The 15,891-nt window shown below is 73.3% G+C and carries 11 protein-coding genes; 5 read left to right on the forward strand and 6 right to left on the reverse strand.

The features are described from left to right. Positions 1-5 precede the first annotated feature (5 nt). The 3 genes from QE392_RS16195 to QE392_RS16205 are packed head-to-tail and all read left to right on the forward strand — an operon-like array spanning position 6 to position 4,755. On the forward strand, positions 6-1,139 hold the full coding sequence (locus tag QE392_RS16195; RefSeq protein ID WP_307453511.1) for a 3-oxoacyl-ACP synthase III: 1,134 nt from the start codon (positions 6-8) through the stop codon (positions 1,137-1,139). Continuing rightward, positions 1,136-3,799 carry an alpha/beta fold hydrolase gene (locus tag QE392_RS16200; protein ID WP_307453512.1) on the forward strand — a complete coding sequence of 888 codons (2,664 nt, stop codon included), beginning with the start codon at positions 1,136-1,138 and terminating at the stop codon, positions 3,797-3,799. The genes QE392_RS16195 and QE392_RS16200 overlap by 4 nt, the downstream gene beginning before the upstream one ends. Further along, on the forward strand, positions 3,796-4,755 hold the full coding sequence (locus QE392_RS16205) for an NAD-dependent epimerase/dehydratase family protein (protein ID WP_307453513.1): 960 nt from the start codon (positions 3,796-3,798) through the stop codon (positions 4,753-4,755). The genes QE392_RS16200 and QE392_RS16205 overlap by 4 nt, the downstream gene beginning before the upstream one ends. 826 nt (positions 4,756-5,581) lie before the next feature. Here the strand turns inward: QE392_RS16205 and katG are convergent. From katG to QE392_RS16220, 3 genes are all read right to left on the reverse strand, one after another. Further along, entirely contained in the window at positions 5,582-7,840 is a 2,259-nt protein-coding gene (katG, locus tag QE392_RS16210; RefSeq protein WP_307453514.1) for a catalase/peroxidase HPI, read from the reverse strand. Then, positions 7,837-8,298, reverse strand: coding sequence for a Fur family transcriptional regulator (locus tag QE392_RS16215; protein ID WP_307453515.1), 462 nt, complete (start codon positions 8,296-8,298; stop codon positions 7,837-7,839). Before QE392_RS16215 ends, katG begins: the two co-directional genes overlap by 4 nt. 368 nt (positions 8,299-8,666) lie before the next feature. Continuing rightward, positions 8,667-9,662, reverse strand: coding sequence for a stage II sporulation protein M (locus tag QE392_RS16220; RefSeq protein ID WP_307453516.1), 996 nt, complete (start codon positions 9,660-9,662; stop codon positions 8,667-8,669). 16 nt (positions 9,663-9,678) lie between these two features. On the opposite strand from QE392_RS16220, the gene QE392_RS16225 reads away from it, so the two are divergent. Next, a complete protein-coding gene (locus tag QE392_RS16225) occupies positions 9,679-10,509 on the forward strand; it encodes an RDD family protein (protein ID WP_307453517.1) in 831 nt (276 codons plus the stop codon). Between the two features lie 141 nt (positions 10,510-10,650). Here QE392_RS16225 and QE392_RS16230 read toward each other — a convergent pair whose 3' ends face one another. Continuing rightward, positions 10,651-10,857 (reverse strand): DUF3499 family protein, encoded by a 207-nt coding sequence (locus QE392_RS16230; RefSeq protein WP_058232113.1) that lies wholly within the window; start codon positions 10,855-10,857, stop codon positions 10,651-10,653. 294 nt (positions 10,858-11,151) lie between these two features. Here QE392_RS16230 and QE392_RS16235 point away from each other — a divergent pair, with 294 nt between their 5' ends. After that, positions 11,152-11,586, forward strand: a complete 435-nt coding sequence (locus QE392_RS16235) for a hypothetical protein (protein ID WP_307453518.1) — start codon at positions 11,152-11,154, stop codon at positions 11,584-11,586. A 48-nt stretch (positions 11,587-11,634) separates the two neighbouring features. Here QE392_RS16235 and QE392_RS16240 read toward each other — a convergent pair whose 3' ends face one another. Together QE392_RS16240 and QE392_RS16245 are read right to left on the reverse strand one after the other, a co-directional pair. Beyond that, positions 11,635-13,026, reverse strand: a complete 1,392-nt coding sequence (locus QE392_RS16240) for a DUF5719 family protein (protein ID WP_307453519.1) — start codon at positions 13,024-13,026, stop codon at positions 11,635-11,637. Beyond that, positions 13,023-15,863, reverse strand: coding sequence for a glycosyltransferase (locus tag QE392_RS16245; RefSeq protein ID WP_307453520.1), 2,841 nt, complete (start codon positions 15,861-15,863; stop codon positions 13,023-13,025). Before QE392_RS16245 ends, QE392_RS16240 begins: the two co-directional genes overlap by 4 nt. Positions 15,864-15,891: the final 28 nt, after the last annotated feature.

The following is a 15,891-nucleotide window of genomic DNA, read 5'->3' on the forward strand; positions in this document are numbered from 1 at the left end:
CCATCATGCAGCCCGAGACATACGTCGCGGCTTATCCTGAGGGGTACCCTTCGAGCCGTCTGCGCGTCCCCTCCGTGCCCGGCTGCGCCGTCTACGCACAGGATGCGGGAGCTCTCTTGCCAGGTAACGCCACCACGCACTTCCACGATGTGGCCCTCGTTTCGGTGGCGAGCGTCCTGCCCAGCCGCGTGACGACGTCGGACGACATCGAGGCGCGGCTGGCGCCGGCGCTGCAGCGCCTCAAGCTCAAGCCCGGACTCCTGCGTCGCGTCGCGGGAGTCAACGAACGGCGAAACTGGGCCGAGGGAGAGTCGTCCGACGAGGCGACCATCGCCGCGGGCAAGCAGGCGCTCGCCGAGGCGGGTGTCGATGCGGGTGACATCGGCCTCATCATCAACACCTCCGTCACGCGCAAGCATCTCGAGCCCTCGGTGGCCGTGCGCCTGCACCACGGGCTGGGCCTTCCGAGCTCCGCCATCAACTTCGACGTCGCCAACGCGTGCCTCGGATTCATCAACGGCATGAGCCTGGCCGCGGGCATGATCCAGTCGGGTCAGGTGAAGTACGCCCTGATCGTCAACGGCGAGGATGCCGACGAGATCCAGGTCAACACGATCAACCGTCTCGTACGCGAGGACCTCGACCGCGACGCGTTCATGCAGGAGTTCGCGTCTCTGACGCTGGGCTCGGGAGCGGCTGCGGCCGTCCTGGGCCGCGCGAGCGACCACCCGGAGGGCCACCGCATCGTGGGCGGCGTGACCCGCGCCGCGACGCAGTTCTACGACCTCTGCGTGGGAAGCGTCGACGGCATGTTCACCGATGCCAAGGCGCTGCTGAAGGGCGGGCTCGACCTCGTCGTCTCGGCGTGGAAGGAGGCGAAGGACGAGTTCTCCTGGACGGGCATGGACCGCTACGTCACCCACCAGGTCTCCTCCGTCCACACCTCCGCGATCGTGCGGGCGGCCAAGCTCGACCGCAGCAAGGTCCCCGTCACCTACCCCCGCCTGGGCAACGTCGGCCCGGCATCCATCCCCATCACCCTCGCCGAGGAGCAGAAGACGCTGCGCCGCGGCGACCGCGTCCTGCTGATGGGAGTGGGCTCCGGGCTGAACACCGGCATGCTGGAGCTGGCCTGGTGAGGATCACCACCCTCGACGCGACGCTGCCCCCCGCCGGACTGCCGGGTCTCGATCCGGCCCTGTCGCGTCTCGTCGAGGTCGCCGGAGCCGCCGCCGACACGGGACGCACGCGCACCTGGCACGTCCTCGACACCGGCGACGCGCTCGCCGCCCGCGGCATCCGTCCCGTCGGCACCATCGTCGCCGTCCACGGCAACCCCACCTGGTCGTACCTATGGCGGGCTCTCGTGAACGCCTCCCTGCAGCGGGCCACGGCCGGCGGCGCCGCGTGGCGCGTCGTCGCCGTCGACCAGCTCGAGATGGGCTTCTCGGATCGCACGAGCCTGCGGCGAACCCTGGCGCAGCGCATCGCCGATCTCGACGCGCTCGTCGGCGAACTCGGCATCCCGGGTCCGGTCGTGACGATCGGACACGACTGGGGCGGCCCGGTCTCCCTCGGCTGGGCCGTGGAGAATCGCGACCGCCTCGCCGCCGTGATCGCCCTCAACACCGCCGTCCATCACCCCGACGGCGCCCCGCTGCCCGTCGCGTTGCGCGTGGCGACGGCGCGGGGCATGCTCGCCGCCGGCACCACCGGCACGACGGCCTTCCTCGACACCACGCTGGCGCTCGCCGAGCTCGACCCGGCCGTCCGCGAGGCCTTCCGGGCACCGTACGCCACGGTGCGCCGTCGTCGCGGGATCGGCGGGTTCGTCGCCGACATCCCCGCCACCTCGGCCGACGAGAGCACCCCGGCACTGCGGCGGATGAGCGCGGGGCTCCGCGACCTCGACGTGCCGGCGCTGTTCCTGCGCGGCCCGAAAGACCCGGTCTTCGGCGAGGGTCACCTCGACGACCTCACCGAGCGCCTGCCGCACGCCGACGTGCACCGTTTCGAGGGCGCTGGCCACCTCATCGCCGAGGAGCGGCCCTACGCCGAGGTCGTGCTCGACTGGCTCGACGAGAAGGTCGTGGATGCCGCGACCCCGGGCGCGACGACCGGCCCGGCTCCGAGCCCGACACCCCCCGCGGACGGGGCCGCACCTGCCGCACGCACGACCGGCCACCTCTGGGACGCCCTCGACGCCCGCCGCGACGACGACGACATCGCCGTGATCGACATGAGCACGGCGCGCGACGGCGAGCCGCTGCGGGTGAGCTGGCGTCAGCTCGCCGCCCGCGTGGACGAGGTCGCCGCCGGCCTCGACGCGTTCGGCGTGCGCGCGGGCGACCGCGTGTCGCTGCTCGTGCAGCCCGGCCCCACCCTGACCGCCGCCTTGTACGCCTGCCTGCGCATCGGCGCCGTCGTCGTGGTGGCCGACCGGGGTCTCGGCATCCGGGGTCTCTCCCGTGCCGTGCGCGGCGCCGTGCCCGACATCGTGATCGGCGAGGTCGCGGGGCTCGTCGCGGCCCGCGCGTTGGGGTGGCCCGGACGCCGGATCTCGGCAGCAGCCCTTCCTGCGGCGACCTCGCGCGCCCTCGGCGTGGAGGCGAGTCTGTCCGACCTCGCCCGCGCGGGGCGCGGCCGCACGCTGCCCGCACCCCCGGCCCCCGAGGCCGACGCCGCCGTGCTGTTCACCTCGGGCTCCACGGGACCGGCCAAGGGCGTCGTGTACACGCATGCGCAGCTCACCGCGCTGCGCGATACCCTCGCCGCCCACTTCGGCGTGACCGCCGACACGGGCCTCGTCACCGGGTTCGCGCCGTTCGCGCTGCTCGGCCCGGCGCTCGGCACGCGCTCGGCGACACCCGACATGGACGTGTCCGCCCCGCGTACCCTCACCGCCGCGGCGGTCGCCGCGGCCGTCCGGGCGTCGGACGCGCGGATGGTCTTCCTCTCCCCCGCGGCCGTGGCCAACGTCGTCGCCACGTCGGCGGCGCTGGACGACGACGACCGCGCGGCGCTCGAACGCGTGGAGACGTTCCTCTCCACCGGGGCCCCGGTCGGTGTCGACCTGCTCCGCCGCGCGCAGGCGCTGATGCCGAACGCCGTCGCGCACACCCCGTACGGCATGACCGAGTGCCTGCTCGTCGCCGACGTGACGCTCCCCGAGATCGAGGAAGCCGCCGGCGACCGCGGCGTCTGCGTCGGCCGGCCGCTGGGGACGGGCCAGGTGCGCATCTCCGCGATCGACGCCGACGGTCGCGCGGCGGGCGAGCCGACGACGGATGCCGGCGTGACCGGTGAGATCGTGATCTCGGCTCCCCACCTCAAGCGCGGCTACTTCCGCCTCTACCTCACCGATCGTGAGGCCCGCCGGGGACTCCCCGAGCGCTGGCACCGCACCGGCGACGTCGGGCATCTCGATGCCCACGGCCGGCTCTGGGTCGAGGGGCGCCTCCCCCACGTCATCACGACCGCCGAGGGTCCGGTCACCCCCGTCGGCATCGAACAGGATGCCGAGACCGTCGACGCCGTCTCCCGCGCCGCCGCGGTCGGGGTCGGTCCCGTCGGCCGCCAGGTCGTCGTCGCGGTCGTGGAGGCGGGCACGCGGCGCCCCGGGCTGGCATCCCCCTCGCTCGCCGACGACGTGCGCGCAGCCACCCGGCAGCGCCTCGCCGCCGTGCTGACGGTGCCGGTCCTCCCCACCGACATCCGCCACAACTCCAAGATCGACCGCTCCCGCGTCGCCGCGTGGGCCGAACGCCTGCTCTCGGGCGAGAAGCCGACGGCGCCGTGAAGGTCCTCGCGACCGGTGCGTCCGGCTTCCTCGGCCGCGCGGTCGTCCGTGCCCTGCAGGACGCCGGACACGCGGTGCGCACCCTGCAGCGCCGTCCCTCAGGCGTCGACGGTGCCGAGGATCACCGGGGCTCCGTGACGGACCCGGATTCCGTGGCATCCGCCCTCGACGGGATCGACGGCGTCGTGCACCTCGCGGCCAAAGTGTCGCTCGCGGGAGACCCCGCGCAGTTCCACGCCGTCAACGTGGAGGGCACCCGTGTGCTCCTCGACGCGGCCGCCGCCGGCGGGGTCTCGCGCATCGTGCACATCTCGTCGCCGTCCGTGGCGCACGCAGGCCTCGCCCTCGCGGGTGTCGGCGCCGATCCCGCTGATCCGGATGCCGCGCGCGGCGAATACGCCCGCACGAAGGCTGCGGCCGAGCTGCTCGCGCTCTCCCGCGCGGGCGACGATCTGTCGCTCGTGGCCATCCGCCCGCACCTGGTGTGGGGTCCGGGCGACACGCAGCTCATCGCGCGCATCGTCGACCGCGCCCGTCGGGGGCGATTGCCGCTGCTGAACGGCGGTACGGCGTTGATCGACTCCACGTACGTCGACAACGCGGCATCCGGGATCGTCGCCGCCCTCGACCGTGTCGACGACGTCAGCGGACGCGCGTACGTGCTGACCAACGGCGAGCCGCGTCCGGTCGGCGACCTGCTCGCGGGCATCTGCCGCGCCTCGGGTGTCGAACCGCCGCGGTTCAGCGTGCCGGCGGGGCTGGCGCGCGCCGCCGGCGGTCTGGTCGAGCGGGTGTGGGCCGTGCGTCCGGGCGAGGACGAGCCGCCCATGACCCGGTTCCTCGCCGAACAGCTGTCGACGGCGCACTGGTTCGACCAGACCGAGATCCGCCGCGACCTGCGCTGGACCCCTGCGGTCTCGCTGGACGAAGGCCTGCGCCGCCTCTCCCGCGCCTGACCCCCGGGGTGGCGAACCCGCCTCGCTGCTCCTCGCCGTCCTCGCCGCCCCCCCGCCGTCCTCGCTATCCTCGCCGCCCTCGCCGCCCCCCGCCGTCCTCGCTATCCTCGCCGCCCTCGCCGCCCCTCGCCGCCCCCCCGCCGCCCCTCGCCGTTGGCGTGACTCGCGGGAAATGCTCGCCTCATCACCGTCGCCGCGGACACAAGGCGCCACTCATCCTCGACCCCGGTGACTTGCGCCAAATGGTCACCGCGCCGCACCCGCGGCGAACATACGGCGCAAGTCAGAGCCCGCCCGAACCCCAAATCCCACGCCCGGTCACTCCTGCCACATGGTCACCGCGCCGCACCCGCGGCGAACACGCGGCGCAAGTCATTCCCGAGCCCATCCGAACCCCACACCCCATACCCGTTGACTTGCGCCACATGTTCACCGCACCGCACCCGCGGCGAACATACGGCGCAAGTCACCGACCGGGAGCCCGCCCGAACCCCAAACCCCACGCCCGGTCACTCCTGCCACATGTTCGCCGCGCTGCACCCGCGGCGAGCACACGACGCAACTCACCGCCGAACCCACTCGAACCCGACACCCCACCCCCGCACCCGTTGTCTTGCGCCACATGCTCGCCGCACCGCACCCGCGGCGAACATACGGCGCAAGTCATCCCCGAGCCCATCCGAACCCCACACCCCACACCCGGTGACTTGGAGCCCGGGGCCACGGGTCGAGAGGGCGACGGGGCACCCACCAGACGACGAGAGGCCCGCCCCCGCGAGGGGACGGGCCTTCCGGGCACCGAGCCGCAGAGCGGCCGGCGCGGGACTCAGACCAGGTCGAACCGGTCGAGCTCGGTGACCTTGCGCCAGGCGGCGACGAAGTCGCGGACGAACTTCTCCTTCGCGTCGTCCGAGGCGTAGACCTCGGCGAGCGCGCGCAGCTCGGAGTTCGACGAGAACACCAGGTCGACGCGCGTGCCGATCCCGACCGTCTCGCCCGAGCCGTCCTTCGTGCCCTGGAACGCGTGCTTGCCGCTGTCGAGCGGCTTCCACGTGGTGCCGAGGTCGAGGAGGTTCGCGAACACGTCGTTGGTCAGCGCACCCGGGGTCTCGGTGAAGACGCCCCAGTCGCTGCCGTCCCAGTTGGCGCCGATGGCGCGGAGGCCGCCGACGAGCACCGTCATCTCGGGAGCCGTGAGCGTCAGCAGGTTGGCCTTGTCGAGCAGCAGGAACTCCGCCGGCAGGCGCGCCTCGCGCGAGGCGTAGTTGCGGAAGCCGTCGGCGATCGGCTCGAGCCAGCGGAACGACTCGATCTCGGTCTGCTCCTGCGACGCGTCGGTGCGGCCCGGGGTGAAGGGCACCTCGACCTCGACGCCACCGGCGAGCGCGGCCTGCTCGACACCGGCGTTGCCGGCGAGCACGAGCAGGTCGGCGATCGAGACCTTCTTGCCGTCCGTCGCCTGCGCGTCGAACTCGGCCTTGATCTTCTCGAGCACGTCGAGCACGGATGCCAGCTGCTCGGGGTTGTTGACCGTCCAGCTCCTCTGCGGCTCGAGGCGGATGCGCGCGCCGTTCACGCCACCGCGCTTGTCGCTTCCGCGGAACGTGGATGCCGCCGCCCAGGTCGTCGTGACCAGCTGCTGCACCGACAGACCGCTGTCGAGGATCTGCTGCTTCAGCGCCGCGGCGTCGGCGGCGTCGATCAGCGGGTGGTCGACGGCGGGCACCGGGTCCTGCCACACGAGCACCTCGGCGGGGACCTCGGAGCCGAGGTAGCGCTCGCGCGGGCCCATGTCGCGGTGGGTCAGCTTGAACCAGGCGCGGGCGAAGGCGTCCTGGAACGCCGCCGGGTCCTCGGCGAAGCGGCGCGAGATCTTCTCGTACGCCGGGTCGACGCGCAGCGCCAGGTCGCTGGTGAGCATGCGGGGCTCACGGCGGCCGTTCGAGTGCGCCTCGGGGACCATGTCGGCTCCCCCGCCGTTGACCGGACGCCACTGGTGTGCGCCCGCGGGGCTCTGGAAGAGCTCCCACTCGTAGGCGAAGAGAATGTGGAAGAACTCGTTGTCCCAGCGGGTCGGGTGATAGGTCCAGGTGACCTCGAGACCGCTGGTGATGGTGTCGTCGCCCTTACCGGTTCCGTGGCTGTTCTTCCAGCCCAGACCCTGGTCGTTGATGTCGGCGGCCTCGGGGTTGGGTCCGACGTGCGAGTCGCTCGCCGCGCCGTGCGTCTTGCCGAAGGTGTGTCCACCGGCGATGAGGGCCACGGTCTCCTCATCGTTCATGGCCATGCGGCCGAACGTCTCGCGGATGTCGTGGGCCGACAGCTGCGGGTCGGGGTTGCCGTTGGGGCCCTCGGGGTTGACGTAGATGAGACCCATCTGGACCGCTGCGAGCGGGCGCTCGAGCTCACGGTTGCCCGTGTAGCGCTCGTCCCCGAGCCACGTGGTCTCGGGGCCCCAGTACACGTCGTCATCCGGCTCCCACACGTCGGTGCGGCCGCCGGCGAAGCCGAAGGTGGGGAAGCCCATGTCTTCGAGGGCGACGTTTCCGGCGAGGATCATGAGGTCGGCCCACGAGATCGACTGACCGTACTTCTTCTTGATCGGCCAGAGCAGGCGGCGGGCCTTGTCGAGGTTGACGTTGTCGGGCCAGCTGTTCAGCGGCGCGAAACGCTGCATGCCCGCGCCCGAGCCGCCACGACCGTCGGTCACGCGGTAGGTGCCGGCGCTGTGCCAGGCCATGCGGATCATGAGGGGGCCGTAGTGACCGAAGTCGGCGGGCCACCAGTCCTGCGAGGTCGTCATGACCTGCTGGATGTCGCTCTTGACTGCGGCGAGGTCGAGCGCCTCGAACGCGGCCTTGTAGTCGAAGCCCTCGTCGAGCGGGTCGCGCTGCGCGTTGTTCTTGGCGAGGATCTTCACGTTCAGCGACTCGGGCCACCACACGCGGTTGGCGGATCCCTGGGTCGGGTGGGGCAGGGCGCCGGCGGGCTCGCTGTCGGCGGGGGCTTCGCCCACCGGCAGGCGGTCGTCGTCGGGGGCGCCACCGTCGTGGAAGACGGGGCAGCCGTTCAGCGTGTCGCTCATCGGGATCCTTTCGGTTTTTCGGCTTCGGACTCTGCTCGGCACTCGGCGCACACACCCCAGAACGTCACTTCAGCGGTTTCGATGAGGAAACCGCTGCCCTCCGGAACGTGCAGGCAGGGTGCCGCGCCGACGACGCAGTCCACGTCGTCGATGCGGCCGCATCCGGTGCACACCACGTGGTGGTGGTTGTCGCCCACGCGCAGTTCGAACGTGCCGGCGTGACCGGCGGGTTCGATGCGGCGGGCGAGTCCCGCGTCGGCGAAGTCGCCGAGCGCGTTGTACACCGACTGCTTGCTGGTGCCGGGGAGGGACCCGCGGATGCCGTCGAAGACGGCGTCCGCCGTCGCGTGCGGGTGCGCACGCAGGGCTTCGAGCACGGCCACGCGTGTCGCCGTCACCCGCAGACCCGCACCGCGGATGAGGTCATCCGCGGCGGCATCCGGTCGACTGTCGAGCATGCGTCCAGCGTACCTAGTTTTGAGTAAATCAAAAATGACACGCCGGTAACGGATCGGATCGCCGCCCCGCACCACGTCGGACACGACGCGGAAGATTCGCGGCCGGCGACCCTCAGAGGCGGTGGATGCCGCACCCGTCGGCCCGCATCTCCTGCGTCGCGTCGCCCGAGGTTCGACCACACAGGCGCCCGGCGGCGCCAGACCGGCACCGTGCGGCCGAGGGAACCGCCCGAGCGACCGACGAAACCGCTCCCGGGCGGCCGACGAAACCGCTCCCGGGCGGACGACGAAACCGCCCGCAAGCATCCGATGCGCAGGCGCCGGACGAAACACCGGACCGCCGGAGCGCCGCGAGACGGCGGATGCCGTCAGCCCGCGGTGAGGGTCGGAGTCCCCGCCTCGTATTCGGTGAGGTCGCCGGTCTCCCCCGCGCGCGCCGCGCGGCGCCCGACCCACAGCATGTAGAAGAGGAAGACGCCCAGCGCGGCGGCCCCGATGGCCACCTTCACCTGCCACGGCCACTCCCGCGGCGTCACGAAACCCTCGACGATGCCGGAGAGGGCGAGCGCGAAGACGAGACCCACCGCCACGGTCGCCAGCGATCGTCCCGCGGCGGCGAGGGCCGCCTCGCGCGTCCGGCGGCCCGGAGCGACCCACGCCCAGAAGATCTGCAGACCCGCGGCCGCCGCCACGAAGATGCACGTGAGCTCGAGGAGACCGTGCGGCAGGATGAACTGGAAGAAGGTGTCGCCGCGATCGAACGAGAACATGATCGCCGCCACGACTCCGACGCCCCGCGCGTTCTCCATGATGACCGAGATGGGCCAGAACCCCGTCACACCGAACATCACGCACTGCGCGGCGAGCCACGCGTTGTTAGTCCACACCGTCGCCGCGAAGATCTCGTTCGGATTCTCCCGGTAGTAGCCGACGAATTGTTCGTCCGCCACATTCTGGATGTCCATCTGAGCAGCCAACGTGGCGAGGACAGCCGGATCCCCCGTGATCCACAGCACCCAGAGCGTGGAGACGACGAGGAACAACACCGCCACCGCCAGCGTCATCCACCGCACCCGGTACAGAGCCGCCGGCAACTGCAGCAGGAAGAAGCGCGGCAGCTGCTTCAGGACGTTCTCGCGGACGCCCGTCAGGCGCAGGCGCGTCCGCGCCAGCAGGATCGAGACGTAGTCGCCCTGGGGCGTGCGTCCGGCCGAGGTCTTGATGTCGGCCAGATCAGCGGATGCCGCGCGGTAGCGCGTGACGAGCTCGTCCACGTCCGACCCGCTCAGGTGGCGGCGGCGCCCGAGCTCATCCAGTCGAGCCCACTCGTCTCGGCGGGCGGCCGTGAGGGCGTCGAGGTCCATGTGATCAACTGTACGCATGGCTTCGTCGACGCCCCCCGCTCCCGCGGTCGCCCTCGTCCCCATGGGCACGGAGGAGATCCTCACCGGCGAGGCCGTCGCACTCGACGTGCAGCCCGTCGGCTTCTTCCTCCGAGCCGTCGGAGCGCTCATCGACCTCCTCGTGGGCGCGGCGCTGCTGGTCGCCGGTGGCGTCCTCCTCGCGCGCATGGTCGGGACCGGGGCACTCCCCGAATCGGCGACCGGAATCGGCGTGATCTCGCTCCTCGTCTTCGTCCTGGTGGCGGTGCCCACCACGGCCGAGACGCTGTCGCGCGGGCGGAGCCTCGGCCGTTTGGCGGTGGGTGCCCGCATCGTCCGCACGGATGGCGGGGCGGCGGGCTTCCGTCAGGCGTTGATCCGCGCGCTGGCGGGCGTGCTCGAGCTGTGGTTCACCCTGGGGGCGATCGCCGCGGTCGTCGGTATGTTCACCCCACGGGCGCAGCGTCTCGGTGACCTGCTGGCCGGCACCGCGAGCGAACGGACTCGCACGCGCCCCCTCCCGTCCGCCGCCCCGGGCCTTCCGGCCGGGCTCGAGACGTGGGCGGAGGTCGCGGACGTCTCGCGCCTCCCCGACCGCCTCGCCGCCCGGGTGTCGCGGTTCGTGCGGGGTGCCGACGACCTGGAGCCCGCCGCGCGCGCTCGCGTCGCGGCATCCCTCGCCGATGCGGTCGCCCCCTTCGTCTCCCCTCACCCGGCGGGGGATGCCGAGACCTTCGTGCGAGCCGTGTCCGCCGTTCGACGCGACCGCGAGTACCGTGCCCTGATGCTCGAGAACGAGCGCGCCGCGGCACACACCGAGCACGCCTGATCCCGGCGCTCGGAACGCTGCTCCGACATGGATGACGCTCCGCGGAGCGCGATCGCGACGGTCCGCCCATCAGATCGGCGGTCGGACCCCCGCCGGCACAGCACGGCCGATGCGAGCGGTCCGGCAGACCCGATGGCAGCCTCAGGCGCGCAGCGTCTCGTGACGCACGACGACCCAGCCCTGGGGGACCGAGAGTCGGTCGGCGTGGATCGCGCACAGATCGTGGGCGTGCGGGTCGCCCGCACGACCGAGGGGCCCGAGGGCCGCCATCTGGTCGCCGTAGTCGTAGGTGAGGGTGCTCATCGCCTCGCGGGCGCATCCCACCTTCGAGCAGAGTCTGTCACGCATCGCGGGTCAGCCTAGTCAGCCCGTCCGATCTCGAGCCGACGCCGCGCCGGTGCGCCCCGACGCGGCGATCGGTCCCGCCGCATCCGCAGATCCTCGCCCGCCCCCGCTCCCGGACGCCCGGCCGCCTCCCGCGTCCCGCCCGTGCGCCCCGCGGCATCCCGCACCCCACGAGCACCCGGGTGCGGCGCGCTCCCCGCCGAGCCGCCATCGCTCGAAGAGGCCGACGACGAATACCCGACGTGGTCCGCGTGCGGGACGGACGCCGCGGCGCACCCGCAACCGTAAGATGGGCGAATGATGCGTCGGCGATCCCGCGAAGCACGCTCCGTCGCCCGCCCGTCGCGTCACGGACGCCACGGGCGTGAGAACCGCAGTCCCGTCGTCCGGCCGCCGCTCCCCCCGCTCGACACGCGCGTCGAGCGTTTCGACATCGCGGTGAGCACCGCAGCGGAGTTCCTTCGCTCGGCCTGGGCCGACCTGCGCGAGGTGTCGTTCGAGATCGGCATCATGCCACCCGCCGCGGCCACCGGCATCCCGAGATGGACGGTGCTGCGCGACGAGAAGCGCATCATCCTGTACCGCGTGCCGATCGAGCGCCTCGGGCACCCGCACCAGGACGACGACCTGCACCGTCGCATGATGATCGAGGGCGCGGTGTTCCGAGCGGCCGCGGAGTACCTCGACCGCGACCCCTGGGACCTCGGGTCGGAACGCTTCCGCTTCCTCTGAGCCGGCCTCCCGCCGCGCGAGTGCGGCATCCGGATCGGAGAGGGACTCTCAGGGCAGAACCGTCACCGCCGCCGCCGCGGCATCGGCCGGCCAGAGCGGGTACGACGCCAGGGCCGACGCGCCCGCGTAGGTGACCGCTGCGCGGACCGGCCCCGTCGTCTCGAGGCGGTAGACACCGTCGCCGACCGGCACCGAGACGCTCATGCCCGCGGCGACCGTCGCCGACACGGGGGTGCCCCCCTCGACGGGGGTCAGGGTCACGGCCGCCTCGGTCGCGCCGCCCGCGAGCACCACCGTCGCGCCCGCGCCCGGCGCCACGGCGACGAGGCTCGGTTCGACGATCTCCGGGGACGCGGCGTACCAGGCGAAGTCGGCGCCCTCGCCGAAGCCCGTCGTGGACCATGTCGCGCCGACGATCGGAGCGCCGGCCGTCGCCTCGACGGTGTAGGCGCCCGCCGCGATTCCGGAGAGGTCGAGCGAGGTGGGCAGTCCGGCCGTGAGGGCGATCTCGACCGGGGCGGGAGCGGTGCCGACGGCATCCACGGGGACGAGGGTGACGGTCGCGGTCGTGTCGGCACCCGGAGCCAACAGGCGCAGCAGGGTGCCGGCCTGGCCCGCCGCGGTCTCGATCACCTGCACGCCGGGCATCACCAGCCGCGTATCGGCCTGCGCGGTGGGCGCCACCTGCTCGACGCCGCCGGGCAGCAGCACGCGGGTGAGGCTCGCCTGGAGGGCGGCGTGCACCGGTGCACCGGACGACACGACACGGACGACCGGGCTCTCCTCGCCCAGGAGAAGGCCCGCCAGCGGAACGATACGTCGTTCACCCGCCGGGACCACGATGTTCTGCCCGCTGGGCGGTGTCGCCACCCCCTGCGCTCCGTACACCGACAGCTGCACCGTCGCCGGCACGCTGCCCGGATTGGCGAGCTCGATGAGATCGTTGGCGCCCGTGGTGCTCGCCCCGCCGACGAGCCACGACTCCGCCAGCGGCGGGCGGCACGCGGACGCCGCGAAGCCGACCAGGTCGTCGGACGCGGCAGTCGCCGAGGTCGCCGCGGCGATCGCAGTCGGCGCCCCGTCGCGCGGGGCAGCGCTCAGCACGGGCGCATCGCCGTCGGAGGAACCGGTCGCCCCGCTCAGGGATCCCGTCGAGGCGGCGGCGTCCGCGGGACCGCTGACGATGTCGGATGCCGCTGCCGCGCTCAGGCCACTCGCCGAGTCGGCGCTGCGCCCGAGCGCCAGGAGCGGGCCGTCGCACGCCAACACGGTGTCGCTGGGCGCCGGAGTGGTCTGCAGGCGCACCGGCTCGGCGGTGTACTGCGGCCACGGGGCGGCGATCGCGGCGACCGTGCCGACGACGGCCGCGGCCGCGACGGCGGCGCCGGCCACCAAGCGGGCGCTCGTGGCGGCGTAGCGGACGAGACGGCGATCGCTCATCGCGCACCTCCCGGGTTCGGCCCGACGATTCGCGGGGTGCGCCGCGCCACGCGCCGCGAGGCGGCGGTGGGGACGGCCAGCAGAAGGGCGACGAGGAGCACCCCGAGGGAGCCGAGAGCCACGAGCCGCTGCAGCCCCGCGCGGTGGTCGTCGAGCGGTGCGCGCGGGGTGATGTCGGTGTTCACGCGCCAGAGGTCGCCGCGGGAGGTCGCCCCCACCGGGTCGAGCATCTCGCGCTGGTCGAGTGACGTCGCCGCGCCGAGCCGGTCGCCGAGGATGACATCACCCTCGGCCGCCGGCGCGGATTCGAGCAGGACGAAGCCGATACCCCGCTCGGCCAGGCGCGCGACGACATCGTCGGCGGAGGGCGAGACGAGGTCGACGGCGAGCGACGCGAGTTGACGGTCCTGGTCGTCGGCGGAGGTGCGCGTGGCGTCGATCGTGCTCTGTCCCGACAGCGTGGCGCTCCCGCCCCACACGACCTGCACCCGGAGGCCGTCACTGCGCGGGTCCAGCACGAGGGTGCCGATGGCGAGGGAGCCGCGGCCCTCGGCCGCGACGAAGGCCGGGAGGGTGGAGACGGGACCGTTGGTGAGCACCGAGCGGTCACCGCCGTCCGTGATCTGCGCGGCCAGGGCCGGGGCGACGGCGACGGCCAGCGCCAGGACGGCGGCGAGACCGCCGATCGGCCGCAGGACGCGGGCGCGGTCGGGGATCCCGGCATCCAGGGCGACGACGGCCGCCCCCACCAGTCCCACCCACGCCAGACTCAGGCCGGAGCCCGGCCACAGCGACACGGCCGCGGAGTCCCGGAACGACACGGCGATGCCGACGGCGGCGAACGCGGTCGCCAGGCCCGTCACGGCGATGACGATGAGACCGGATGCCGCGACCCACCGCGGCGTCAGCACCGACAGCACCGCGAGGACGGCGAGGGGCGCCACGAGCAGGCCCACCCACCACACGGGCTGGCCGAGCAGGCTCGCCCATCCTCCCGGGTCGGAGGTCGGGAACCCCGCGGCCAGGAGTGCCCGGCCGATCGGATCGGCCGAGACCTCGGCGCCCGCGAACGGCACGCCGGGGTCGGCGACCAGGCCCCAGGCGTTGCCGGCCCGCACCTGCGACCACACCAGCGGGGCGAAGATCACCGCTGAGGGGATCATGAGCCAGACCACGCGGGCGACGCCGCGGCCGGCGACGAGGGCGACCACCACGAGAGCGGCGCACCAGAGCACGACCGCCGCCGGGGCCAGCGACGGCGCGCACGCGAGCACGGCCGCCAGGATGACGGATGCCGCGCCGGCCGGCGCCCACGAGCGGTGCGCGACGCTGGCGGCGAAGAAGAGCCACGGCAGCAGCAGGTGCGCGAGAACGGCGGCCGGCCGTCCCTCGACGAGGGCCGCGACGAAGGTCGGTGCGAGCGCCCACGCCACCGCGGCGATGATGCGCAGCGGCGAGGACTCGGTGACGCGGGTCGCGGCGAACCATCCGCCGAGCACGGCGAGCGGCAGAGCCAGGACCCACAGCGCCACGAACGCGCGCGACGGATCGCCGGGCGACAGCGTGCCCACCAGCGCGACGACCGCAGAGAACGGATCGGCGGGGCCCACGGCGTCCAGGCCGAGAGGGCGCTGCCCCCATGCGGCGTCCTGCCAGAGCTGAGCGACGTTCGCGCGCAACGGCGCGAGGGCCCCTCCCCCCAGCACCGGCCACGCCAGAAGCGGCGCGAACAGAGCAATCGAGACGGCGAGGGCGCCGAGGACCGCCCACGCGCCGCCGCCGACGAAGAAGTGCAACTCGCTGCGGACGGGCGCATCCGGATCGCCGATGTCCCCCTGCCAGCGCGTGCGCATCTCGGCGCGGGAGACGCGAAGCGGTGCGATCCGCGACCACCCGACATCACGGACGGAGCGGATGCGGCGGCGCGCGCGGGCGACGGCCGCCGGACGGGCCATCACGAGCAGCGTCGCGCCCCACTCGGGGAGCACCCGGTACGGCATCTTCGTCACGAGGTGCGCGAACGTGCGCCACAGCGCGAGGGGGAGGAACGACAGCCAGTGCAGCGGGACGGCGGGGGCGGGGGCGTAGACGAGGCGTCGGTGCAGCTGCGCGGTGCGCGTCGCGAACGCCCGCCGGCGGGCCCGCCGGCGACCACGGGCCATCGCCGCGACGCCGTCGCCCGCCACCGCCACGCGGGCGGATGGGACCACCGCGACGAGACGGCCCGCGAGGCGCGCGCGCACACCCAGGTCGAGCCCTTCGTCGGCACCGCCGAGGGCGGGATCGAGCCCGCCGAGCGCCGCCCAGGCGTCGCGGCGGACCAGGATGCCACGCACGTCGGAACCGAGGACGTCGGAGTCGCGGTCGCGCTGGCCCTGGTCGAGCTCGCCGGCGGCGAGTTCGACGGTGCCGCCGTAGCGGTTCATGCTGACGCCCAACGAGCGGATGATGTCGCGGTCGTCCCAGTCCACGAGTTTCGGCGCGGCGATCACCAGGGGAGGCGAGAGTTCGAGGGCGCCGGCGAGACGCACGAGTGCATCCGGGTCGGGGGCGGTGTCCTGCGCGAGGAGCCAGACCGCGTCGCCGGTGAGGCGGGGCGTGGCCAGAGCCGTGGCCGCGGCGAACGGCGTGCCGGCCGAGGCCGTGATGACGCCTTCCGCGCCGGATTCGGCGGCGAGCCGCGTGAGCTCCGCGTCCGGACCGCACAGCACGATGGTCAGCGCGTCGACGGGGCGCGTCTGCGCCGAGAGCGCGGCGAGGGTTCGTTCCAGATGGTTCGCCGCGGGGGTGCGTCCTTCGGGACGCACGACGAGGATGGCGTGTACACGGTCGGGCATGACGCGGATCAGCCTAAGTCTGCTCCGG

Origin of the sequence: Microbacterium proteolyticum (assembly GCF_030818075.1) — a bacterium.
Taxonomy (GTDB): domain Bacteria; phylum Actinomycetota; class Actinomycetes; order Actinomycetales; family Microbacteriaceae; genus Microbacterium; species Microbacterium proteolyticum_A.